General features: G+C 73.7%; 22 protein-coding genes. 7 read left to right on the top strand and 15 right to left on the bottom strand.

Annotated features, from left to right (window positions below):
• Positions 1 to 53: 53 nt before the first annotated feature.
• The 10 genes from BLW57_RS24265 to BLW57_RS24220 form a co-directional block, all read right to left on the bottom strand.
• Positions 54 to 1,106, bottom strand: coding sequence for a 2-aminoethylphosphonate ABC transporter substrate-binding protein (locus BLW57_RS24265; protein WP_093477404.1), 1,053 nt, complete (start codon positions 1,104 to 1,106; stop codon positions 54 to 56).
• Positions 1,107 to 1,148: 42 nt separating this feature from the next.
• The gene (locus BLW57_RS24260; RefSeq protein WP_176985701.1) at positions 1,149 to 1,946 is read right to left on the bottom strand and encodes an ABC transporter permease; all 798 of its coding nucleotides are present in this window, start codon (positions 1,944 to 1,946) and stop codon (positions 1,149 to 1,151) included.
• The gene (locus tag BLW57_RS24255) at positions 1,933 to 2,799 is read right to left on the bottom strand and encodes a 2-aminoethylphosphonate ABC transporter permease subunit (protein ID WP_371127808.1); all 867 of its coding nucleotides are present in this window, start codon (positions 2,797 to 2,799) and stop codon (positions 1,933 to 1,935) included. Before BLW57_RS24255 ends, BLW57_RS24260 begins: the two co-directional genes overlap by 14 nt.
• Positions 2,792 to 3,856, bottom strand: a complete 1,065-nt coding sequence (locus BLW57_RS24250; RefSeq protein ID WP_093477402.1) for an ABC transporter ATP-binding protein — start codon at positions 3,854 to 3,856, stop codon at positions 2,792 to 2,794. The genes BLW57_RS24255 and BLW57_RS24250 overlap by 8 nt, the downstream gene beginning before the upstream one ends.
• 1 nt (position 3,857) lies before the next feature.
• The gene (locus BLW57_RS24245) at positions 3,858 to 4,556 is read right to left on the bottom strand and encodes a phosphonatase-like hydrolase (protein ID WP_093477400.1); all 699 of its coding nucleotides are present in this window, start codon (positions 4,554 to 4,556) and stop codon (positions 3,858 to 3,860) included.
• Between the two features lie 5 nt (positions 4,557 to 4,561).
• The gene (locus BLW57_RS24240) at positions 4,562 to 5,686 is read right to left on the bottom strand and encodes a TIGR03364 family FAD-dependent oxidoreductase (protein ID WP_093477399.1); all 1,125 of its coding nucleotides are present in this window, start codon (positions 5,684 to 5,686) and stop codon (positions 4,562 to 4,564) included.
• A gap of 133 nt (positions 5,687 to 5,819) precedes the next feature.
• Positions 5,820 to 6,575, bottom strand: a complete 756-nt coding sequence (locus tag BLW57_RS24235; RefSeq protein ID WP_093477398.1) for a GntR family transcriptional regulator — start codon at positions 6,573 to 6,575, stop codon at positions 5,820 to 5,822.
• A 416-nt stretch (positions 6,576 to 6,991) separates the two neighbouring features.
• Positions 6,992 to 7,852 (bottom strand): hypothetical protein, encoded by an 861-nt coding sequence (locus BLW57_RS24230; RefSeq protein ID WP_093477397.1) that lies wholly within the window; start codon positions 7,850 to 7,852, stop codon positions 6,992 to 6,994.
• A gap of 156 nt (positions 7,853 to 8,008) precedes the next feature.
• Positions 8,009 to 8,293, bottom strand: a complete 285-nt coding sequence (locus BLW57_RS24225; RefSeq protein WP_073900379.1) for a hypothetical protein — start codon at positions 8,291 to 8,293, stop codon at positions 8,009 to 8,011.
• An 85-nt stretch (positions 8,294 to 8,378) separates the two neighbouring features.
• Positions 8,379 to 9,578: an ROK family transcriptional regulator gene (locus BLW57_RS24220; protein ID WP_093477396.1), complete on the bottom strand. Its 1,200-nt coding sequence runs from the start codon at positions 9,576 to 9,578 to the stop codon at positions 8,379 to 8,381.
• A gap of 48 nt (positions 9,579 to 9,626) precedes the next feature.
• Here BLW57_RS24220 and BLW57_RS24215 point away from each other — a divergent pair, with 48 nt between their 5' ends.
• The 3 genes from BLW57_RS24215 to BLW57_RS24205 all read left to right on the top strand — a co-directional run bounded on the left by BLW57_RS24215 (position 9,627) and on the right by BLW57_RS24205 (position 12,166).
• Complete coding sequence (locus tag BLW57_RS24215) at positions 9,627 to 10,700, top strand: Gfo/Idh/MocA family oxidoreductase (RefSeq protein WP_093477395.1); 1,074 nt, start codon at positions 9,627 to 9,629, stop codon at positions 10,698 to 10,700.
• Entirely contained in the window at positions 10,700 to 11,194 is a 495-nt protein-coding gene (locus tag BLW57_RS24210; RefSeq protein WP_093477394.1) for a heme-degrading domain-containing protein, read from the top strand. Before BLW57_RS24215 ends, BLW57_RS24210 begins: the two co-directional genes overlap by 1 nt.
• A gap of 108 nt (positions 11,195 to 11,302) precedes the next feature.
• Positions 11,303 to 12,166, top strand: a complete 864-nt coding sequence (locus BLW57_RS24205) for an LLM class F420-dependent oxidoreductase (RefSeq protein ID WP_093477393.1) — start codon at positions 11,303 to 11,305, stop codon at positions 12,164 to 12,166.
• 94 nt (positions 12,167 to 12,260) lie between these two features.
• Here BLW57_RS24205 and BLW57_RS24200 read toward each other — a convergent pair whose 3' ends face one another.
• The 3 genes from BLW57_RS24200 to BLW57_RS24190 form a co-directional block, all read right to left on the bottom strand.
• The gene (locus BLW57_RS24200) at positions 12,261 to 13,118 is read right to left on the bottom strand and encodes a fumarylacetoacetate hydrolase family protein (RefSeq protein ID WP_093480853.1); all 858 of its coding nucleotides are present in this window, start codon (positions 13,116 to 13,118) and stop codon (positions 12,261 to 12,263) included.
• A gap of 130 nt (positions 13,119 to 13,248) precedes the next feature.
• Positions 13,249 to 13,956, bottom strand: a complete 708-nt coding sequence (gene yidC, locus BLW57_RS24195; RefSeq protein ID WP_093477392.1) for a membrane protein insertase YidC — start codon at positions 13,954 to 13,956, stop codon at positions 13,249 to 13,251.
• Positions 13,957 to 14,047: 91 nt separating this feature from the next.
• Positions 14,048 to 14,359 carry a DUF6412 domain-containing protein gene (locus BLW57_RS24190; protein ID WP_093477391.1) on the bottom strand — a complete coding sequence of 104 codons (312 nt, stop codon included), beginning with the start codon at positions 14,357 to 14,359 and terminating at the stop codon, positions 14,048 to 14,050.
• 150 nt (positions 14,360 to 14,509) lie between these two features.
• On the opposite strand from BLW57_RS24190, the gene BLW57_RS24185 reads away from it, so the two are divergent.
• Positions 14,510 to 15,343, top strand: coding sequence for a serine hydrolase domain-containing protein (locus tag BLW57_RS24185; RefSeq protein WP_093477390.1), 834 nt, complete (start codon positions 14,510 to 14,512; stop codon positions 15,341 to 15,343).
• Positions 15,344 to 15,412: 69 nt separating this feature from the next.
• Here BLW57_RS24185 and BLW57_RS24180 read toward each other — a convergent pair whose 3' ends face one another.
• Positions 15,413 to 15,940: a winged helix-turn-helix transcriptional regulator gene (locus BLW57_RS24180; RefSeq protein WP_093480852.1), complete on the bottom strand. Its 528-nt coding sequence runs from the start codon at positions 15,938 to 15,940 to the stop codon at positions 15,413 to 15,415.
• Positions 15,941 to 16,119: 179 nt separating this feature from the next.
• On the opposite strand from BLW57_RS24180, the gene BLW57_RS24175 reads away from it, so the two are divergent.
• Positions 16,120 to 17,520 carry an MFS transporter gene (locus tag BLW57_RS24175; protein WP_093477389.1) on the top strand — a complete coding sequence of 467 codons (1,401 nt, stop codon included), beginning with the start codon at positions 16,120 to 16,122 and terminating at the stop codon, positions 17,518 to 17,520.
• A gap of 45 nt (positions 17,521 to 17,565) precedes the next feature.
• Here BLW57_RS24175 and BLW57_RS24170 read toward each other — a convergent pair whose 3' ends face one another.
• Complete coding sequence (locus tag BLW57_RS24170; RefSeq protein ID WP_093480851.1) at positions 17,566 to 18,378, bottom strand: class E sortase; 813 nt, start codon at positions 18,376 to 18,378, stop codon at positions 17,566 to 17,568.
• 184 nt (positions 18,379 to 18,562) lie between these two features.
• Here BLW57_RS24170 and BLW57_RS24165 point away from each other — a divergent pair, with 184 nt between their 5' ends.
• Positions 18,563 to 19,582: a hypothetical protein gene (locus tag BLW57_RS24165; RefSeq protein ID WP_093480850.1), complete on the top strand. Its 1,020-nt coding sequence runs from the start codon at positions 18,563 to 18,565 to the stop codon at positions 19,580 to 19,582.
• 176 nt (positions 19,583 to 19,758) lie between these two features.
• A complete protein-coding gene (locus tag BLW57_RS24160; RefSeq protein WP_093477388.1) occupies positions 19,759 to 21,336 on the top strand; it encodes an ATP-binding protein in 1,578 nt (525 codons plus the stop codon).
• The last annotated feature ends 26 nt before the right edge of the window (positions 21,337 to 21,362 follow it).

Raw genomic sequence — 21,362 nt, 5'->3', positions numbered from 1 at the left:
GCGGGACGAATTTCCACGGCGGGCCGGAACCCGCGGCCGAACCCCCGGAGGGATCAGCTGCCGGTCGCCGACTTCCAGTCGTCCACGTACGTCGTCAGGTTTTTGTCGATGTCGGTCCAGTCCGGCTCGAAGACGTCCACGCCGTCCATCAGCTTCGCCAGGGCGGTGGCATCGGCGTCGGTGGCCTTGACGTCCTGGCGGGCGGAGAAGCCACCGCCGACGGAGCTGACCTGCTGCTGGGCCCGCCGGGAGAGCATGAAGTCGAGCAGCTTCCGGCCGTTCTCGCCGTGCGGGGCCCTGGTGACCAGGCCGGCCGCGTAGGGCAGGGCGAAGGTGGTGGCCTTGCCGTCCTTGCCGGCCGGGAACCAGATGCCGAGGTTCGGCATGTCCTTGGACTGGGCGTGGTTCATCTGCACATCACCGTTGGCGACGAGCAGTTCGCCCTTGTCGACCTTGGGGGCGAGCTTGCCGGTGGAGGCGGACGGGCCGACGTTGTTGGCCTGGAGCTTCTTCAGGTAGGCGAGCGCCCGGTCTTTGCCGCCGAAGTCGTGGATGGCCTTGATGAGCACGGCGGTGCCGTCACCGGCGACGCCCGGGGTGGAGTACTGGAGCTTGTTCCTGTAGGCGCCGTCGAGCAGTTCGTCCCAGGTCCGTGGGGCCTGCTTCAGCTCCTTCTTGTTGTAGACGAAGCCGAAGTAGTTGTTGACGACGGCGGTCCAGGTGCCGTCCGCGGCCTTGTTCGCGCCGCCGACCCGGGCGGCCCCCTCGGGGGTGTACTTCTGCAGCAGGCCCTTGCCGTCGGCCTGCTGGATGAAGGGCGGCAGCGTGACGAGCACGTCGGCCTGCGGGTTGGACTTCTCGCGGGCGGCGCGCTGCACCATCTCGCCCGAACCGCCCTCGACGTACTTGACCTTGATGCCGGTCCGCTTCTCGAAGTCCTTGAAGACCTGGTCGTACCAGCCGTCGCCGTTCTCGCCCTTCAGGCCGTCGGCGCTGTAGACGGTGACGACCTTGGCGTCGGCGGCGGAGGAACCTCCGCAGGCGGACAGCAGCGGGGTGGCGAGCAGGGCGAGGGCTACGGCGAGCGTGACGCGGTTTCTGGGCATGACGGCATGAACTCCTTGCGTTGCGGAGGGGCGTGGGGAGGCTCAGCGGTACGAGGCGCGGGTGCGGATCCGGGAGAAGGCGAACAGCACGAGCAGGGTGGCGGCCATGAGCACCATGGCGACGGCGGAGCCGGTGAAGAGCGCGCCGCGGTCGGTGGCCGCGTGGATCAGGACGGGCAGCGGGGTCCAGTCGGGCGGATAGAGCATCATCGTGGCGCTGAGCTCGCCCATGGAGAGGGCGAAGCAGAGGCCGGCGGCCGCGGTGAGCGAGGGCAGCAGCAGGGGCAGCCGTACCCGCCACAGCACGTAGGAGGGCCGGGCGCCGAGAGAGGCGGCGGCCTGTTCGTAGGCCGGGTCGAGGCGGGTGATGGCGGCCGACACGGACTGGTGGGCGAAGGCGGTGACCAGGACGGTGTGGGCGAGGATCACGATCCACCGGGTGCCGTTGAGCAGCATCGGCGGCTGGGAGAACGCCACCAGGACGGACAGTCCGACCACGACCGACGGCACGGCGACCGGCAGGACGAACAGGGCGTCCAGCACCCTGCGGTACCGCTTGCCCAGTGCCGCCCCGGCCAGCGCGGCCCAGGTGCCGGCGGCCAGGGCCAGCAGGCTGGCGGCGACGGCCGTGACCAGGCTGGTGGTGAGAGCCTGGAGGGCCTCGCCGCGGGTGGCGGCACGGTAGTTGGCCAGGGTCGGGTCCGAGGGCAGGGCGCCGGACCAGTGGGTGGCGAAGGACGCGCCGAGGACGACGAGGAGGGGCAGGGCGAACAGCGGCACGAAGAGGACGAGGAACACCGTCCACACGGCCCACCTGGCCTTGCGGCTATGCACCAGCACGACGGCTCACCACCCGGTAGAGGCCGTAGAGCCCCACGGAGATCAGGACGTTGACGACGGCGACCACGCACGCGCCCGGGTAGTCGGACTCCAGGATCGCCTTGCTGTAGACGAGCATCGGCAGGGTGGTGACCCCTTTCGCGCCGGTGAACAGCACGATCCCGAACTCGTTGAGGCAGAGCACGAGGACGAGGCTCCCGCCGGCCGCGAGCGCGGGCAGCGCCTCCGGCAGGATCACCTGCCGCACGATCCGCGGCGCGCGGGCCCCGAGGGAACTCGCCGCCTCCAATTGCGCGGTGTCGAGCTGCGAGAACGCGGCGAGCAGGGGCCGCATCACGAACGGCGTGAAGTAGGTGACCTCCGCCAGCAGCACTCCCCAGGGCGTGGTCAGGAACTGGAAGGACCCGGTGATGCCGGTCGTGCCGTAGATGAACAGCAGTGCCAGCGTGATCAGGAAGGACGGGAAGGACAGGTACACGTCCACGAACCGGGCCACCGCCTTCACGCCGGGAAACGGCACGAAGGCGATGACCAGCGCGAGCAGGAACCCGAGGACCAGGCACCCGGCGGTGGAGGCCAGCGCGATCCAGACGGTCGTCCACAGGGCGTGGCGGAAGGCGGCGGAGGCGAAGACGTCGGTGTACGGCTGGAGCGAGGTGCCGCCGCCGTCCGGCTGGAACGACTGCTGGACGACGAGGGCGAGGGGGTAGAGGAAGAAGAGGGCGAGCAGCGCCACCGGGGGGAGGGCCCACAGCAGCGCTCTGGCGGAGTGCGGGGCGGGTCCACGGCCGCCGTCGCGCGGCGGGCGCGAGCGGTTCGGGGCGGGCCGCGCCTTCGTCACGGACTCAGCCACGGCTCACTCCCGCGGGGAGCAGCACCGCGTCCTCGGGGGCGAAGTGCAGGTGCACGGAGTCCCCGTGCCGGGGCGGGTCCCTCAGCTCGCGCACGTCCGCCATGACGGTGTGCCCGCCGACCTCGACGTACAGCCGGTGCGTGGCGCCCCGCCACTGGATCTCGGTGACCGTGCCGGTGACCCGGTTGGGGCCCTCGCCGAGTCCGACCAGGTGCGGCCGTACGCACAGCGTGGCCCGGGCACCCGGCACCGCGTCGGCGGTGCCGACCTCCAGCTCCACGCCGGCGAAGGCGACTCCCCCGGTGTGCGTGTCGACCGGCAGCAGGTTCGCGTTGCCGACGAAGGAGGCCGTGAACTCGTCGGCCGGCGCCCGGTACAGCTCTCTCGGCGTGCCGCAGGCCCGCAGTCGCGCGCTGTCCATCACGGCGATCCGGTCGGCCAGGGTCAGCGCTTCGACCTGGTCGTGGGTGACGTACAGCATCGACACGTCCGGCAAGTCGCGGTGCAGCCGCGCCAGTTCGGCCAGCATCCCGGAGCGCAGCCGGGCGTCCAGCGCGGACAGCGGCTCGTCGAGGAGGAGGACGCCGGGCCGGACGGCCAGGGCGCGGGCGATGGCGACGCGCTGCTGCTGGCCGCCGGACAGCTCGCGCGGGTGGCGGCGGGCGTAGGCGGCCATGCCGGTCATCTCCAGCGCCTCGGCGACCCGTCGGCGGATCTCGCCCCTGGTCGGCCTGGCGGCCCCGGGGGCCTTGCGGGCCTTCAGGCCGAAGGCCACGTTCTCGTCGACGCGCAGGTGCGGGAAGAGGGCGTAGCTCTGTACGACCATCCCGATGCCCCGCAGGTACGGCGGCAGGTCCGTCACGTCCCGGCCGCCGAGGAACACCCGCCCGGACACGGGCCGTACGAATCCGGCGACCGCCCGCAGGGCGGTGGTCTTGCCGGAGCCGGACGGTCCGAGCAGTGCCATGACCTCGCCCGGTTCGACGGTCAGGTCGAGCGAGTCGAGGACGACGTTCCCGTCGTAGGCAACGGTGACGGAGTCGAAGCGGATGCCCATCTCACCGGTCTCCGGCGAGCAGCGCGGGCAGGGCGGCGACGGAGTCGAGGACATGGGTGGCGCCGGCGGCACGGAACGCGTCGTCGCCGTGCGCCCCGGTACGTACGCCCGCCACCAGGCCGGCGCCGGCCCGGACGCCGCTGAGCACGTCGTAGGAGGTGTCCCCGACGACGGCGACCTGGGTGACGTCCTCGGCCGCCTTCGTCCGGAGGAAGGCCTCCAGCACCATGTCCGGGTAGGGCCGCCCGCGCCCGCCGGCGTCGGCCGGGCACAAGGTGAGCGGCACGAGGTCCTGCCAGCCCAGGGCGGCGAGGATGGCGTCCTGGGTGACGCGGGCGAACCCGGTGGTCAGGACGACGGTTCGGCCGCTGCCCGCCAGTTCCCCGATGGCCTCACGGGCCCCGGGGACGGAGGCGATCTGGCCGTCGTCGACCAGTTCGCCGTACGCCTTCTCGAAGGCGGCGTTGGCCCGCTGGGCGCGGTCCTCGGCGCCGAACAGGTGCCGGAAGACGGAGATCTTGGACTCGCCCATGGTGGCGCGGACGTAGGAGAGGTGCTCGGCGTGCTCGGCCGAGCCGGGCTCGACGCCCAGTTCGGCGGCGGCCGCGGCGAAGGCCCGCTCGACGAGGCCGCCGTCGGCGACGGTCGTGCCGGCCATGTCGAGGACGACGAGCCGGATGTCTCGGGTTTCCGTGGTCATTTTCGTCACCAGCCCAGTTCGTTCGCGGTGGTCTCGGCTATCGCGGGGGAGCAGGTCATGCCGCGCCCGCCGGGCCCGGTGACGAGCCACACCCCGTCGCGCACCTGCTGCCGGTGCACCACCCGGCCGGGTTCGGTGCACTGCGCGTACACCCCGGCCCAGCGGTGCCGGATGCGCGGCAGCGGCCGGCCGAGCAGGGACTCGACGACGCCGGTGAGGTGCTCGTACGGCTCCTCGACGGTGTCGAAGGCGAAGGGGTGCGCGTACTCGTGGGTGTCGCCGATGGTCAGTCCGCCGTCGGCGCGCTGCACCATGAGCAGCTGCATGCGGTGGGCGGCGGCGGTCTCGGCCTGCGGCTGCCGGGCGTTGAGCTCGTCCAGCGCGGGGGAGGCGTAGGCGGGGTAGTAGCGGAAGCTGTCGGCGTCGGCGACCGAGGTGGTCAGCGGCTCGCCGAGCGGGTCGGTCTGCATCATCTGGAGCCGGACGCGGCGCACGGGCAGGTCGGGGCCGGCGAGCTCGCGGACCAGGCCGCCCAGCCAGGCGCCGGTGCACAGGACGACCGCGTCGGCGTGGTGCACGTCTCCGTGGTCGTCCCGGACGGTCCCGGCGCCGACGACCTCCCGGACCTCGCGGCCGGGCAGGAAGGTGTAGGCCGGGTTCTTCAGCAGTTCCTCGCGCAGGGCGAGCTGGGCGGTGCGCGGCTCGACGGCCGCGTCCCGCTCGCAGTACAGCGCGGCGGTGAACTCGCCGCGCAGGGCGGGGTTGATCGCGCGGGCCTCGCCCGGCGTGAGCAGCTTGTAGCCGCGGGCGGGGGCGTCCGGGCGGGCCACGGCGGCCTCGGCGACGGCGAGTTCCAGGGGGCCGCGGACCGGGGTCAGGGACCCGGTGGCCCGGAAGCCGAGCGCCGGTACGCGCGCCCCGATCTCCTCCCACAGTTCCCGCGCCCGCAGGGCGGCCTCCAGCTCTTCTCCACCGGCGCGGCCGCTGACCCAGATCTGTCCGAAGTTGCGCAGCGAGGCGCCGCGCGCCTCGGTCTCGCGCTCGATCTGGACGACCTGGTGGCCGCGGTCCACTGCCTGCCAGGCGTGCATGGTGCCCACCACGCCGGCTCCGACGACTGTCACTCTCACGGCGGCGACGCTCCTCTCGAACAGGTAACCGGAGACATCCGGCTCACAACGAGAGCGTGAACGACCCGTCACGTTTGGACTAGACCCGTTATCTTTTCGTGATACTCCGTCGAGGTTGCGGAGGGGGTCGCTCTCAGCCTCCGAGGTGGGCGGTGAAGGAGAACCGGTCGCCCCGGTACAGGGACCGGACCCGCTCCAGCGGCCGCCCCTCGGTGTCCCGGGACACGCGGTGGATCAGCAGCATCGGCAGGGCGGGCGGGGTGCCGATGAGCAGGGCCTCACGGGGGGTGGCGAGCACGGTCTCGATGCGCTCGTCCGCGTCGCCGAAGGTGATGCCCTGCGCCTCCAGATAGGCGTAGAAGGAGGAGTCGGGATCGAAGTCGGCGGCCAGGCCCGGCACCCGCTCGACGGCGACGTAGGTGCTCTCCAGGCCGACGCGCTCGTCGTCGGCGAGCAGCACGCGCTCCAGGTGCCAGACCGGTTCGCCCCGGGTGAGCCCCGTCTCGGCGGCGAGGGGCTCCGGGCACGGGAACCGGTCCAGGGTGACGAGCGTCCGGCCGGGCGTACGGCCCTGCCGGCGCACGCCCTCGGTGTAGCTGGCGAGGGACAGCGGCTGGGCCAGCTTGGGCCCGGCCACGACGGTCCCGCGGCCCTTGCGCCTGAGCCGCCCCTCCAGCACCAGCTCCCGCACGGCCTGCCGCACGGTCTCGCGGGCGACGTCGTAGCGCTCGGCGAGATCCCGCTCGGTGGGGATGACGCTGCCCTCCCCCAGCTCCTCCAGCAGGGCCGCGATCCGGGCCTTGACGGCGTAGTACTTGGGAATGCGCCCGTGCTCCGGAATGCCGGACCGGACGGGCGCACCGGGTGCCTGCTCGTTCGGGTAGTCCACGCAGGGATCGTCGCAGACGGGCGCCGGGACACGGCACGGGGTGCCTCCGGCGACCGGCCGGCGACCCGCGCCCGGGGGCGCGGGCCGCGGGCCGGGAGGCGCGGAGCCGCGTCCTCGCAAGCGGACGGGAGCGGGTCCGTGCGGAGACGGGCGCGGGATCCGTGGAGAGCGACGGACGGCGGCGGAGGGCGGGCGCTGCTGCCGGTGCGGGCGAGCGGGCCGGGGTGCGAGTCGGCCCGCAGGGGCCGGTGCGCCCCGGGGTGCACGCGGGGCGGGGGCTCGGGTCAGCGGCGGCGGCGCGCCAGGAGGAAGGCGCCGCCGGTGACGGCGACGGACTGCGGCCGGGGCCCGGAAGAGGCGGGGTGCGGCCGCTGGTGCCGGTGCGCCCCGGGCGGAGCCCGGGGCGGGGGCTCGGGTCAGCGGCGGCGGCGCGCCAGGAGGAAGGCGCCGCCGGTGACGGCGAGGAGCGCGGTGACGGCCGCGAGCAGTCCGTGGGCGAGCCCGGGGCCGGTGCGGGCGAGCTCGCGGGCCCGCTCGCCGGCCTCCTCGGCCTCGACGGCGACGGGCAGGGAGGTGCCCGGTACCGCCGTGCCGGACGGTGTCGCCCGCGCGGTGCCGGACGGCGCGGCGGGCGAGGGCTCGGCGCTCCCGTCGTGCCCGCCCCCTTCCTCACGGGTGCCGTCCTCGTCCTCCCCCTGCCCCGGCTCCTCGGTGCCCTCGTCGATGCCGAAGCGGTAGTCGTTGGACTGCCCCACCCAGTCGCCGTCCGCACCCCGGCGCTGGATCACGGCCGCGTTGGCGGTGACCTGGTCGGGTACGGCGTCGGAGGCGAGCGAGAGTCTCACCTTCACGGTCACGGTCCGGCCCGGCGCCACGGTGAACCCCTTGAACCCGGCCGCGTCCATCACCCCGACCAGCTCCTGCTCGTCGGTGCTCTCGAACCTGACGGGCAGGGCGCGGCCGCCGTCGTAGAACTCCAGCCGGGGCTGGGACGGCTTCAGACGGCGCTCCCGGTCGGTGAGGACGACCACGGGGTGAATGTCGGTGCAGGTCCGGCCGGTGGTGTTGGTGAGGTCGAGGTACCAGGTGCCGAAGTCTCCGCCCGCCTCGTAGGAGCCCGGCCCGCCGTGGATGCGGGTGGTCAGCGGAAAGGCGCGGTCGCCGGGCGCCGCGCAGGAGGGACTCGCGGCCGCGTGGGCGGCGGCCGGCGACACGGGCGCGAGAGCGGCGGCTGCGGCGACGCAGAGGGACGTGGACAGGCACAGTCGCATGAACACATGACTATGCCGGTCCGGGGGCGCGGACGGGGCACGCCACTCCCGTGGCGGCGGGAAGTCCGCTCGATCAGCCGTACGAGCCCCCCCAGGGCGACGGGCCGGTCCGCCGCACGAACCGCGCCCCCGGCCCCGCCCTGGCCCCGTCCCCCAGGGTCCCTACAGAGAAGCCACGACCTGGCCGGACATCACCTGCGGAGGCTTGGGCAGCAGCGACGCGAGATGGTCCCGCACGAACACCGCCGCCCGTCTGACCGACTCCCCCGCTCCCGCCTCGTCGTCGAAGACGCTCGTGGAGATCATCACCCCGTTGCCGGCATCGACCCAGTAGTAGGCCCGCAGCCCCGGAATCTCCCGGATGAGCGGCACGAACCCCTCGTTCACCCGCCGGCCCGCCTCGGCCGGGTCGGTCACTCCTTCGTACCGTCTGACGACTGCGTACACGGCTGCGCTCCTCACGGACGGCGGCACCTGGTGCGAAGACGCCGTACCCGTGCGCCGTCCGCCCCGCACGCGACCCGTGCGGCAATCACCCGTCCGCCCGCCCGAACAACGGCGCCAGCAGCAACTGGGCCGCGCCCTCCGCGACGACCCGCTCGCCCCGCTCGGCGACCCGCACCGGCACCTGCCCCCCGGCCGTCCCCTCCCGCCGGGCCCGCGCGTCCAGCACCTCGCCGACCCCGCGCGCGTACGCCTCGGGCGCGCCGGCCACCGTCCGGCCGCCGAGCAGCACCACGTCGATGTCCAGCAGCCCGACCAGGTTCCCGGCGGCCACCCCGAGGACCCGCGCGGCCTCCGCCGTCTCCCCGTCCGCCACGGCCGCCAGGCACAGCACCTCCACGCACCCCCGGTTCCCGCACTCGCACCGGGGTCCGTCCAGCTGGAGCACCTGGTGCCCGAACTCCCCCGCCCCGGTCCGCGCCCCCCGATGGACACCGCCGCCGAGCACCAGCCCGGCGCCGAGACCGGTGCCGAGGTGCAGATACGCGAAGGACCCGCCCGCCCCGCCCTCGGCACCGGCGACCGACAGCCCGAGAGCGGCGGCGTTCGTGTCCTTGTCCACCACGACCGGCACGCCCAGCCGCCCGGCGAGCGCGTCCCGCAGCGGGAACCCGTCCCACTCGGGAAAACCGGTGACCCGGTGCAGCACCCCCCGCGCATGGTCCAGCGGCCCCGGAAGCGCGACCCCCACGCCCAGCATCGACGGAATCCGGGTGAGACCGCGCGCGTCCGCGTCACCCCCGGCAGCGGCGGACGGCTCGTCCCCGGCGCTCCCGAGTACCGCCGTCACCAGCCCTTCGACCACGTCCCCCACCGCCCCGAGCACGGCCTCCGCCCCCGCGCCCAGGTCCAGTTCCCCGCGCCGCTCCCCCACCACGGTGCCGTCCAGGTCGACCAGGACCACCCGCAGCTCGTCCCGGTCCAGGTGCACGCCCACCGCGTGCCCCGCCTCCGGCACCAGCCGCAGCACGGTCCGCGGTTTCCCGCCGGTCGACGCCCGCCGCCCGGCCTCCGCCGCGAGCCCCGACTCCCGCAGCCGCGCGGTGATCTTGCTGACGGCCTGCGGGGTCAGCCCGGTGCGCTCGGCCAGTTCGAGACGGCTGATCCCCTCCGCGCCGGCCGCCCGGAGCAGCCCCAGCACGAGCGCGGTGTTGTGGCTGCGCACCACGCCCAGATTCGCCCCCGCCGGCCCGCCGCTGGTCGTCCTCGTCCTGTTCACGCCACCCATTGTCCCCGCCGCTTGCACTTTGGCAACAGCGTTGCGAAAGTAGGACGCATGACTGCTACCCCCCTCCGCGTCGGCCTGATCGGCTACGGCCTCGCAGGATCCGTCTTCCACGCCCCGCTGATCGCGGCCACCGAGGGCCTCGCCCTGGACACGGTGGTGACCTCCAACCCCGACCGGCAGGGGCAGGCCCGCGCCGAGTTCCCTGACGTGCGGGTCGCCGCCACCCCCGAGGAGCTGTTCGCGCGCGCGGACGAGCTGGACCTGGTGGTGATCGCCTCCCCGAACAGGACGCACGTCCCGCTGGCGACGGCCGCCCTCGAGTCGGGCCTGCCGGTGGTCGTGGACAAGCCGGTCGCCGGCACGGCGGCCGAGGCACGCGGCCTCGCCGACCTCGCCGAGAAGCGCGGCCTGCTGCTGTCGGTCTTCCAGAACCGCCGCTGGGACAACGACTTCCTGACCCTGCGCGGACTCCTCGCGGACGGCCGCCTGGGCGACGTGTGGCGCTTCGAGTCCCGCTTCGAGCGCTGGCGCCCGCAGCCGAAGGGCGGCTGGCGCGAGTCCGGCGACCCGGCGGAGATCGGGGGTCTGCTCTACGACCTCGGCAGCCATGTCGTCGACCAGGCGCTGGCCCTGTTCGGCCCGGTCACCGAGGTGTACGCGGAGACGGACGTCCGCCGGCCCGGCGCCGAGGCGGACGACGACACCTTCATCGCGCTCACCCACGCGAACGGCGTCCGCTCCCACCTCTACGTCTGCGCGACGACCGCCCAGCTCGGCCCGCGATTCCGGGTGCTGGGATCGCGCGCGGGCTATGTGAAGTACGGCCTGGACCCGCAGGAGGCGGCCCTGCGCGAGGGCAGCCGCCCCGGTACCGGCGCCGAATGGGGTGCGGAGGACCAGTCCCTGTGGGGCCGGATCGGCTCCGGCGAGTCCCCGCTCACCGGCGGCGGCACGCCCGTGCCGACCCTCCCGGGCGACTACCCCGCCTACTACACGGCCGTCGCCCGTGCCCTGACCGGCGCCGGCCCCAACCCGGTGACCGCCCTGGAGGCGGCCGCCGCCCTCGACGTACTGGAAGCGGCCCGCAGGTCCGCCCGAGACAAGGTGACGGTGACCCTCTGATGTCCCAGAGCAGCCCCACGCCCACGCCCGAGCCGGTCCCGTCGGTCGAGGAACTCCAGGAGCAGGAACGCCGTCTGGTCTTCCGGCGGTTCACGCACGACGACGCGTGGGCCCTCGGTTCCCTGCTGGTGGAACTGGCCCGGGAGCGCAGGGCACCGGTCGCCGTCGACATCCACCGCGCCGGCCAGCAGCTCTTCCACGCGGCGCTGCCGGGCTCCACCCCGGACAACGACGCGTGGATCGCCCGCAAGCGCCGGGTGGTGGAGCGCTACGGCGCCGCCTCCTATCTGGTCGGCGCCCGCTTCCGCGCCAAGGGCACGACCTTCGAGGACTCCTCCCGGCTCGACCCGGACACCTACGCGGCCCACGGCGGGTCGTTCCCCGTCCATGTCGAGAACGTGGGTGTCGTCGGAGCGGTGACGGTCTCGGGCCTGCCGCAACTGGAGGACCACAGGCTCGTCGTGGAGGCGCTGGAGCGGTTCCTGACGGGGTGACACACACCGGTGCGATCGGGGGAGTTCACCGGGATTACGCCGGGCACTTCGAAGGTTGGGAAAGGCTGTGGACATGATGATCACGGCCCCATCCGGAGGGATCGCCCCATGAGCAGCTTGAAGGACAGGATCGGCCGCTACGGCGTCTGGAGCGTCGGCCTGCGCGCGGAGGACCCCGCCCGGCACGGTGAGCTGGCGGAGGCGGCGGCCGAGCTCCAGGAACTCGGGTACGGAGCCGCGTGGCTGGGCGGCAGCAGCGCGGCCCGGCACGCCGTTCCGCTGCTCGGGGCGACCAGCTCGCTCGTCGTGGGCACCAGCATCCAGAGCATCTGGCAGTACGAGGCCGGGGAGAGCGCGGCGGCCTTCGCGGAGGTCGAGGCGGCTCACCCCGGCCGCTTCCTGCTGGGTCTCGGCGTGAGCCACGCCAAGCTCGCCGACCAGTACCGCCGCCCGTACTCGGCGCTGGTCGCCTACCTGGACGCGCTGGACGAGGCCGGGGTGCCCGCCGAGCGCCGGGTCCTGGCCGCGCTCGGCCCGAAGACCCTGGAGCTGTCCCGGGACCGGGCGGCGGGTGCGGTGCCGTACCTGGTCACCGCCGAGCACACCGCCCAGGCCCGCGGGATTCTCGGCGACGACGCGCTGCTCGCCCCGGAGTTGATGGTCGTCCTGGAGACCGACCCGGCACGCGCCCGTGCCCTCGCCCGCGAGGCCCTGGCGACGTACCTCGACATGCCGAACTACACCAACAACTTCCTGCGCCTCGGCTTCACCGAGGAGGACATCGCCGGCGGCGGCAGCGACCGTCTGGTCGACGCGGTCTTCGCCTGGGGTGACGAGAACCGCGTCCGCGACCGCATCGACACCTTCCGGTCGGCCGGCGCCGACCACCTGGCCCTCCAGATCGTCTCCGACAGCCCCCGGGACTCCCTGCCCCGAGCGGAATGGCGCCGCCTGGCCGATCTCCTGGAGTGACACCCGGGGCCACCCGCGGAACGCGGGGCGGGGCGGGCGGCGGACCGCGACGGACCGGCGCCCGCATCTCCCCGCGGGCGCCCCCGTACTCCTGTCAGGCGTCCTTCAGTTCCTGGCGCTGGCGGCCGAGGCCCTCGATCTCCAGCTCGACCACGTCGCCGGAGCGCAGGTACGGCTTCGGCTCGGGCTGCCCCATGGCCACACCGGCCGGCGTCCCCGTGTTGATGACGTCGCCGGGGTACAGGGTCATGAACCGGCTGACGTACCGCACGACTTCGCCCACCGGGAAGATCTGCTCGGCGGTCGTCCCGTCCTGCTTGAGTTCGCCGTTGACCCACAGCTTGAGCGGCAGCCGCTGCGGGTCCGGCACCTCGTCCGCGGTCACCAGCCACGGGCCGAGCGGGTTGAACGTCTCGCAGTTCTTGCCCTTGTCCCAGGTGCCGCCCCGCTCGATCTGGAACTCCCGCTCGGAGACGTCGTGCGCGACGGTGTACCCGGCGACATGCGCGAGCCCCTCCTCGGCCGACGCCAGATAGCGGGCCGTACGCCCGATGACGACGGCGAGTTCGACCTCCCAGTCGGTCTTCACCGAACCGCGCGGCACCAGCACGGTGTCGTTCGGCCCGACGACCGTGTCCGGCGCCTTGAAGAAGACGACCGGCTCGGAGGGGGGCTCGGCGCCCGTCTCCCGGGCGTGGTCGTGGTAGTTGAGCCCGATGCACACGATCTTGCCGATACGGCCGACCGGCGGACCGATCCGCAGCTCCGCCGCGTCCAGCACGGGCAGCGCACCGGCTTCGGCCGCCGCGCGTACCCGGCCGAGCGCCACGTCGTCGGCGAGGAGCGCGCCGTCGACGTCGTCCACGAGGCCCGACAGGTCGCGCAGGGTCCCCTCGGCGTCGAGCAGCGCGGGCCGCTCCGCCCCTGCCGTGCCGACTCGCAGCAGCTTCATGGTCACCATCTCCCTCGATCGCGGGGCGCCCGGCCGATGGGTGCAGCCATCGGAGGACTTGGCAGATCCTCCAATCCCACCGTCCATTCGGCAAGACCCTGTTCACGTACTGGACCGTAACCGTCGCCCCTTACCGGTAGAGGGCGGCCCGTTCCAGCGCGCTCCACGTCGTGCTGGTGACGACGTACAGCGCCGCCGCGAGGGGGACGACCGCGACGGTGACGAGGGTGAGGAACGACAGGAAGGGCATGACGCGGTTGACGGCGCCCAGCCCCGGCAGCTGCTCGTCCCCGATGGCGGCCGGGCCGGTGGCCGTCATCCGCTTCGTCCGCCGGAAGTTCACGGCGGCGACGGCCGCGACGAGGGCGAAGAGCCCCAGGTAGACGAGCCCGGCCGGCCCGAACACCCCGCCGTCGCCGAGCGCGTCGGCCCACCGGCCGCCGAGCGGTGCCGCGAGCAGCCGGTGCGAGAGCAGACCGTCGCTCGCGCCACCGCCGGAGAAGAGGCGGTAGAGCAGGAAGAAGGCAGGGAGCTGGAGCAGTCCGGGCAGGAGGCCGGACAGCGGCGACACCTGTTCCTCAGTGTGCAGTTCGAGCACCGCCCGCCGCAGCCGCTGCGGGTCCTCGCCGTGCTTCTCGCGCAGCGCGGCGATCTTGGGCTGGAGTGCCGCACGGGCCCGTTGGCCGCGCGCCGCCGCCCGGGACAGGGGGTGGACCAGGAGTCGTACGAGCGCGGTGAACACCACGATGGCGGCGGCGGTCGCGGAGCCGTGGAAGAGCGGGGCGAGCAGGTCGGCGAGCCGCTCGACCAGGTGCGCGAAGACGGAGAAGACGGACATGGGTGAGCCCTCCGGGGGGTCTCGTCGTGCCGGAGACGGGGAAGTTCGGCATGACGACCCGCGCGGGGTCACGCGTGTGGTGGTACGTGCCCTACGCGGCGGTCGCCGGGAGGGCGTGCCCGGGTGCCCTGGGCCGTCGGCGGCCGGACGCGTCGGGGTCGCGCTGGGGCAGGAAGGCCGTACGCCGGGCCCGGTCGCGCAGGGCCGTACGCACCCGGGTGGGCGGCACAGCGGGCGCGGAGCGTGCGGCGAGCAGGGCGCAGACGACGAGCGCGGACCCGGCCGCGGCGGTCGCGGCGAGCGCCACGGTCGTGACGAGGCTGCCGGTGTCGAGCAGGAAGAGCGGCAGCAGCAGGAGCAGCAGCGGAGCGAGGCGACGGGAGCTCGCGAGTCTGCGGATCACCGGCCCCCTCCTCTCAACTACCCATGTGTGCTTACCCATTTATACCTGACCTGCGAGAATGTACACCCGGCAGGCGCCCGCCGGTCCACCGGCCCCTCGCCCGCCCCCTGCCCCGCCGCCATCCGTCCCGTTCCGCCGAAGGGCCTCCCCATGCACCGCGTACCGACCTGTGTGCTGAGCGACGCGGCCGCGCCCCGGCTCGTGGACGGGCACGCGGTGGACCGCTTCGTCGAGATCGGCTCGTTCACCAAGGTGCTCACCGGCACCGCGCTCATGCGCCTGGCCGCCGCGGGAGTCCTCGACGCCGACGACCCCGTCGAGCGCTGGCTGCCCGCGGCTCCCGGCACCGGCATCACCCTGCGGCACCTGGCCGAGCACACGTCCGGCCTGCCGCGCCTGCCGCCCGGCACCACCGGCCGGGATCCGTACGCGGCGTTCGACCGCGCGGCCCTGCACCGGCTGCTCGGCGGCCTGGACGGGGTACGGGTACGCCCGCCGGGGCGCGAGGAGGAGTACTCGAACCTCGGCTACGCCGTGCTCGGCGAGGCACTGTCCCGGGCGGCCGGCACCTCGTACGAGGAGCTGCTCGCCACGCACGTCCTGCGCCCGCTGGACGTCCGTGAGGTGAGCGCGCGCCCGGCGGCGGCGGACCGGCTGCTCGCGCCCGGGCTCTTCGGCCGCCCCCGCAGGCCCTGGACCATGACCGGGGCGATCCTTCCGGCGGGCGGCCTGTGGGCGACCCCGCGCGCGGTCGCCGACCTGGTCGTCCGGCTCGTCGTCGAGCGCCGGCTGGGCCCGCCCGCCCCGTCCTGGCAGCGGTCCGGGCCGCTGTTCTGGCACAACGGCGCGACCCGGCACGCCTCCGTGTTCGCCGGGGCCACGGCGGACGGCGGATGGGCGGTCGTCCACCGGCTGGGCGGCGACCCGGAGCGGACGGACCGGGCCGGCATCGACGCACTCAGGGGCGGCGGCTCACCCGGATGAGGCTCTCGGCGCCGGCCCGGGCGGGCGCGGCGGCGGACACGGAGGCGCGCACGGCTGCCGCCGGGACGATCACGCCGGTTCCACGTCCAGCGGCTCCAGCAGCCGCTTCGGCCTGAGCAACGCCCGGCTGACCGGGTCCGCCGGGTCGGGGTCGAGCCCGGGTGCCGGCTCCATGAGGACGTCCGCGACGGGTACGACGACCCCGCAGGCGGGGCATTCGCCGTACGGCCCGAGCTCCGTGCCGCAGTCCGCGTGCCGGAACCAGCGCAGCCGGGGCTCGTCGAAGTGCTCGCGCCCCCACAGACCGAGGGCACGCAGGGTGGGCCACAGGGCGAGGCCTCGCCCGGTGGGGACGTACTCGTCACGCGGCGGCGACTGCTGGTAGCGGCGCTTCTCCAGGATGCCCTCCGCGGTGAGGGCCTGGAGCCTGGCGGCCAGGACCGCGCGCGGAATGCCGAGGTGGACCAGGAAGTCGTTGTACCGCCGCACGCCGTACAGCGCGTCCCGGACGACGAGCAGCGTCCAGCGCTCGCCGACGATCTCGAGCGCGCGGGCGATCGAGCACTCCTGTGTCGCGTAGTCCTTGCCCAGTGCCATGCCGTCCACTGTAACCACTCTCCCCCGTGGGTTCAGTGACCGAACCGACGGTGCTACGGTGGCCGGAGCAGCTAGGTTCAATGAACGAACCTGAGACGACCAAGACATCACGGCGGCCGGACAGGCCGGTCCCACGACCGGACCGCGTGCCCGCCGGCCCCGGAAGGACAGGACAGGCCATGACCGGGCTCCGCTCCCTCACCGCATCCGCCGTCACGACGACCGGCGCGGCCCGGGACGCTCCGCTGCGCCCCCGCGCCACCCTCGCCCTGACCAGCGCCGCGACCGCCGTGACCCTGATGACCTACACGGCCCCGATGGTCACGCTGCCGGACACCGCGGCCGCCCTGCACACCCCGCTCTCCGCGCAGGCCTGGCTGCTGAACGGCACCCCGCTGGGCCTGGCCGCCCTGCTCCTAGTGGCCGGCAGCCTCGCCGACGACTACGGCCGCCGCCGGATCTTCCTCGCCGGCACCCTGGCGCTCGGCCTCACCACCGCCCTCGGCGCGTTCACCACGACGACCTGGCAGTTCACCCTCGCCCGTATCGCGCAGGGCGCGGCGAGCGCGGCGATCCTCGCGAGCAGCCTCGGCCTGATCGTCCACGCCTTCCCGAGCCCCCGCGGCCGGCTGCACGCGACCGGGGTCTGGGGCGCCTTCGTCAGCGGCGGCATCGCGGTCGGCCCCCTGGTCGCCGGCGCACTGCCGAACTGGCGGGTGGCGTACGCCGTCCTGGGCGCCGCCGCCCTCGCGGTGGCCGCGCTCGGCACCCGTGCGCTCGCGGAGTCCCGCGCCGCCCGCGGCGGCCGCCCCGACATACTCGGCGCACTGACCTTCGGGCTGGCGCTGGTGTCCCTCATCGCGGCCCTGACCCTGGGCCGGGACGGCTGGCTGCGCGCGTCGGTGGGCCTGCTGCTCGCGGCGGCCGTGGTGCTGGTGGCCGCGTTCATCGCCATCGAGCGCCGGGCCGGCACCCCGATGATCGACCTCGGCCTGCTGCGCCGGCCCCGCTTCCTGGCCTCCTCGGCGGGCGGCCTGTTCACGGGCCTCGCGGTGATCGGCATGTTCAGCTTCCTGCCGGCCCTGCTCCAGCAGACGCTGCGACTGTCACCGCTCGCCACGGCCTGGCTGTTCCTGCTGTGGTCCGGACTGAGCTTCGCGGTGGCACTCCAGGTCAAGCACCTGGCCGGCCGCGTCTCCCCGCGCACCCAACTGGCCCTCGGCTTCGCCCTGCACACGATCGCCGTGATCACGATGCTCGGCGCGATCGGCTCCGGCTCCTGGACCCGTCTGCTGCCCGGCCTGATCCTCGGCGGAGTGGGCAGCGGCCTGCTCAACGGCGCGCTGCCGCTGCTCGCCGTCGAATCGGTGCCGCGCGAGCGGGCCGCGATGGGCTCGGGCGCCCAGCAGACCTTCCGCTACATCGGCTCCTGCGCGGGCGTGGCCCTGACCATCGCCCTCGCCACGTCGTCCGGCAGCCTGGCCCACGGCACGAACACCGCCCTGCTGGTGTCGGCGGTCCTGGCGGCGGTGGGTGCGGGGGCGGTGCTGGTGCTGCGGGAGCGGGAGCGGGCGGAGTAGACGCCGCGGGAGCGGGCCGGTGCTCGTCTCGCCGCGGGCCGGTGCTCATCTCGGCCGCATGGACACGAGCTTCCCCCACACCACCATCCGGTACCGCGAGGTGAACTCGGGGGTGCAGGTGGTCAGGGTGATGTAGTGGCCCGGCTCGTGGTACCCGCGGCCGGGCCGCACGAGGGAGCGCGGCACGGGCCGGACGACCCCCGAATCCCGCGCCGTGGTCTGCGGCAGCACCTGGTCGACGTCGTACGTGTACGTCGCCGACCGCGTCTCCACCTCCACGACGTCCCCGCGCCGCAGCCGGGACAGGTAGCGGAACGGCTCACCATGGGTGTTCCGGTGCCCCGCGACCGCGAAGTTCCCGGCCTGCCCCGGCTGTTGGGTGCCGGGGTAGTGGCCGACGTACCCCTTGTTCAGGACGTCCGCCTTGCCGACGCCCTCGGCGACGGGGACGCGCAGGCCCAGCCGCGGGACGGTGAGGACGGCGTAGGCCTGGGACCGCCGGGGCAGGACGACGGGAGTGAACGGCCGCTGCCGCGCGGGCGCCCCGGAGGCGGACGCGGACGGGGAGGCCGTAGCGGAGCCGGGGCCCGGGCCGGAAACGGTGCCGCCGTCCGCTCCCGCGCCGGCGCTCGCGTCACCGGGGCCGTGCCGCCACTCCCGCTCCAGCGCCTCCACCTTCCGCTCGGCACCGCGTCGCGCCTCCCGGTTGGTCCACCACAGCTGGTGGACGACCAGCAGCAGGAGCAGCACCCCGACGGTGACCAGCACCTCGCCCCCGCTCCACAGGGCCCGTCTGCGCCGGGCACGCCTGCGCCGGTCGCCGTGCCCTACGACCCGTACGCGCGGCGAACCCCGCATCAGCGCCACCTCCACCGGAGCCGCCCGCACGATAGGCGCACCGCGCCGAACTGGCCAGAGGGACGAGGGGACGCGGACGGGCGGACGCGAGAAGGGCCCGGGAGCAAGGCCCCGGTGGACGGCCGGAGCGAGCCGACGAGGGGTGTACTCCCTCCTGTCACCGCTCGGCAGTACGGTGTCCCCCATGCGCCCCGACACGCCTGCCGAGAACGTCGACCACACCGCCGAGGCGGCACGCCTGGAGCGGACCGCCGGACTGTACCCCGAGGACGCGGAGGCCCTGCTCCTGCGGGCAGCGGCCCATCTGGAGCTGTCCGGCGACCGCCCCGCGGCCACCGCGCTCTACGACCGCCTGCTGTCGTCCTCCGACGCCCTGGCCGACCCCGCCCTGGTCCGCGCCCTGAAGGCCGCCAACCTGTGGGAGTACGGCCACGAGGCGGAGGCGAGGGCGATCATCGACGGCATCCGGCTGACCGCCCCGCGCGACCCGGCCCCCTGGGTGATCGTCGCCGAGGCCCTGGAGTCGCACGACGAGCTGGAGGCGGCGGCGGAGACGTTCACGGAGGGAGCGCGGCTGCTGCTGGCGGACGTGGCGGAACCCCCGGCCGCGACCCACCCCCTCCTCTACGGCCGCCACCGCGTCCGCCGCATGCAGGGCCTGGAGCACGACGACTGGGACACGCTGGCGGACACCCTCCACTCGGCCCCGGTGTCCCTGGACGAACTCCACGACCCGAAGCGCGTCTGGTCGCTGGGCTCGGAGAACCCGGCGGAACTGGCGGCGGAGATCACCCGCCTCCGCGCCGAACTGGGCGCCTACCGGCAGGCACTGTCCCGCCCGTTCCCGGTGGCGATGCTGCACTGGCCGGCGGCGGAACTGGCGGAACTCCTGTCGGCGTACCCGACCCTCGCCACGGAGTACCCCTCCCACGAGGAGCACCTGTCGACCATAGAGTCGTCGCTGCGCGAGCTGTCCTCCTCGGGCACGGGCAACCTGGGCATCGTGACGGGCACAGTCCCGTCGTACGAGGCGTTCGCGGCATCGGAAAGCTCCTCCCCGACGGACCCCACGCTCCTCCCGCAGTACGCGACGACGCTCGCGGCCCGGGGGCGGGCGGTCTCCTGGCCCCCACAGAGGGGCACGGAGTGCTGGTGCGGGTCGGCGGAGGGGTATGAGGGGTGCCACGGGGGCCCGGAAGCCTGAGACCGCTGCTGCTCGGCCTCAACTGCCGCCCCGAGGGCATTCAAGAGCACAGAGAGCTTTTGTTCCGATTCCGTTATTCCTTCACGGCTGACGCACGCTAACGTCACATGTGCCCAGCCCAAGCTGGCATGCCCGCGCGCCGACCGGGCATGTCCCGGCCCGCGAGGAAAACCCGTATGCCGCCCCAACAGCCGTCGTCCGACTGGCAGTTCGATGTACCTACCACCGGAAGCAAGCGGCTCCCTCCGGCGGCGAGGTCGTTCGAGTCGCTGGCCCACCAGGGATACGGCTTCGAGGCGGCCATCGCGGACCTGATCGACAACTCCATCGACGCGGGCGCCCGCAGCGTGGTCGTGAGCTTCCTGCGGGACACCGGTGAACGCGGGGGACGGGACCGTCTGGTCGGGCTGCTCGTCATCGACGACGGCGAGGGCATGGACGAGGCGGGCCTGGACACGGCGATGACCGTCGGTGGCCGCGAGAGCTACGCGGAGGGTGCCCTCGGGCACTTCGGTGCCGGGCTGAAGGCAGCCTCGCTCTCCCACGCCGATGCGCTGACCGTGATCAGCCGGACGAAGCGAAGCCCGTCGGCGGGCCGGCGCTGGCTCACCGCCCGCGCACAGGCCGACTTCAGCTGCGACATCGTCGACGCGACGTACTGCCAGAGCCTGGTCGACCGCTACGACGGGATCATCGGCTGGCACGGCACGATCGTCCGCTGGGACCAGGTCCGCACGTTCGAGACCATCACCGCCGGTCAGACCGACCGCTACCTCGACGACGCGATCGAACGGCTCGAAACGCACCTCGGACTTCACCTCCACCGCTTCCTCGCCCGAGACGGCTTCCACATCGACATCGTCGTCGAGGACGTCCACACCCGGGAGGAGCTGGACCACCGGGGCGTGGAACCCATCGACCCGTTCGGCTACCGGCTCCCGGGCCGCCCCGGTTTTCCCCGTACGTACGTCGCGCCCGTGGAGGGTGTGGGCGACGTCCCGCTCACCGCTCACATATGGCCGCCCAAGTCACCACTTGTCGCCTACCGCGGCATCGGGCCGCTCGCCGAACGCCAGGGCTTCTACCTCTACCGCAACGACCGGCTCGTCCAGGCCGGCGGCTGGAACGACACCCGGAGCCCGGAGGGCCACCTCGCCCTCGCCCGCATCGCCGTCGATCTGCCGACCGAACCCAACGACGTGTTCGCCCTCACCGTCAAGAAGGACGGCGTCCAGGTCACCCCGGCATTCGCCCGAGGACTGGAGAAGGCCGCGACCACCACCGGCCACACGTTCACCGAGTACGTCCACGAGGCGGAGGTGACCTACCGCGAAGCCGCCAAGCGGCGTACGGAGGTCAAGCGCGCGACCGTCATCCCGCCCGGCAAAGGCATCGACCCGAAGCTCAAGCGGACACTGCGGGACGAACTGCCGCAGCTGGACGGGGACGACCCCATCGCCTTCACCTGGGCCAAGCTCGACGTGCCTGCCGGCGCCGACTCCGCCGACCTGCTCTTCACGATCGACCACAAGGAGCGCCTGGTCGTTCTCAACAAGGACTACCGGCACGCGTTCAACGGCGGACGGCGCGGTGGCTCCAACGACGCGCCGGTCCTCAAGAGCCTTCTCTATCTGATGCTCAACGAGATCTTCCAGAAGGAACGCGTCTGGGCCAACCAGACCGACAAGGTCGCGCTGTGGAACAGCGTTCTCGTCACCGCGGTGCGTGCCGAACTCGCCCGCGCAGAGGACTGACCGCACCCTCGCCCACGTCCTCCCGT

It is taken from the genome of Streptomyces sp. 1222.5, assembly GCF_900105245.1.
Lineage (GTDB): Bacteria > Actinomycetota > Actinomycetes > Streptomycetales > Streptomycetaceae > Streptomyces > Streptomyces albidocamelliae.
The sequence above is the reverse complement of the archived record's forward strand: the minus strand, read 5'-3'. Positions and strand labels throughout refer to the sequence as shown.

Excerpts from the sequence above, each read along its gene's own strand:
- BLW57_RS24265 (WP_093477404.1), bottom strand. The coding sequence starts at position 1,106 with ATGCCCAGAAACCGCGTCACGCTCGCCGTAGCCCTCGCCCTGCTCGCC.
- BLW57_RS24250 (WP_093477402.1), bottom strand. The coding sequence starts at position 3,856 with ATGGGCATCCGCTTCGACTCCGTCACCGTTGCCTACGACGGGAACGTC.
- BLW57_RS24245 (WP_093477400.1), bottom strand. The coding sequence starts at position 4,556 with ATGACCACGGAAACCCGAGACATCCGGCTCGTCGTCCTCGACATGGCC.
- BLW57_RS24220 (WP_093477396.1), bottom strand. The coding sequence starts at position 9,578 with ATGGGTGGCGTGAACAGGACGAGGACGACCAGCGGCGGGCCGGCGGGG.
- BLW57_RS24215 (WP_093477395.1), top strand. The coding sequence starts at position 9,627 with ATGACTGCTACCCCCCTCCGCGTCGGCCTGATCGGCTACGGCCTCGCA.
- BLW57_RS24210 (WP_093477394.1), top strand. The coding sequence starts at position 10,700 with ATGTCCCAGAGCAGCCCCACGCCCACGCCCGAGCCGGTCCCGTCGGTC.
- BLW57_RS24205 (WP_093477393.1), top strand. The coding sequence starts at position 11,303 with ATGAGCAGCTTGAAGGACAGGATCGGCCGCTACGGCGTCTGGAGCGTC.
- BLW57_RS24200 (WP_093480853.1), bottom strand. The coding sequence starts at position 13,118 with ATGAAGCTGCTGCGAGTCGGCACGGCAGGGGCGGAGCGGCCCGCGCTG.
- yidC (WP_093477392.1), bottom strand. The coding sequence starts at position 13,956 with ATGTCCGTCTTCTCCGTCTTCGCGCACCTGGTCGAGCGGCTCGCCGAC.
- BLW57_RS24185 (WP_093477390.1), top strand. The coding sequence starts at position 14,510 with ATGCACCGCGTACCGACCTGTGTGCTGAGCGACGCGGCCGCGCCCCGG.
- BLW57_RS24180 (WP_093480852.1), bottom strand. The coding sequence starts at position 15,940 with ATGGCACTGGGCAAGGACTACGCGACACAGGAGTGCTCGATCGCCCGC.
- BLW57_RS24175 (WP_093477389.1), top strand. The coding sequence starts at position 16,120 with ATGACCGGGCTCCGCTCCCTCACCGCATCCGCCGTCACGACGACCGGC.
- BLW57_RS24170 (WP_093480851.1), bottom strand. The coding sequence starts at position 18,378 with ATGCGGGGTTCGCCGCGCGTACGGGTCGTAGGGCACGGCGACCGGCGC.
- BLW57_RS24165 (WP_093480850.1), top strand. The coding sequence starts at position 18,563 with ATGCGCCCCGACACGCCTGCCGAGAACGTCGACCACACCGCCGAGGCG.
- BLW57_RS24160 (WP_093477388.1), top strand. The coding sequence starts at position 19,759 with ATGCCGCCCCAACAGCCGTCGTCCGACTGGCAGTTCGATGTACCTACC.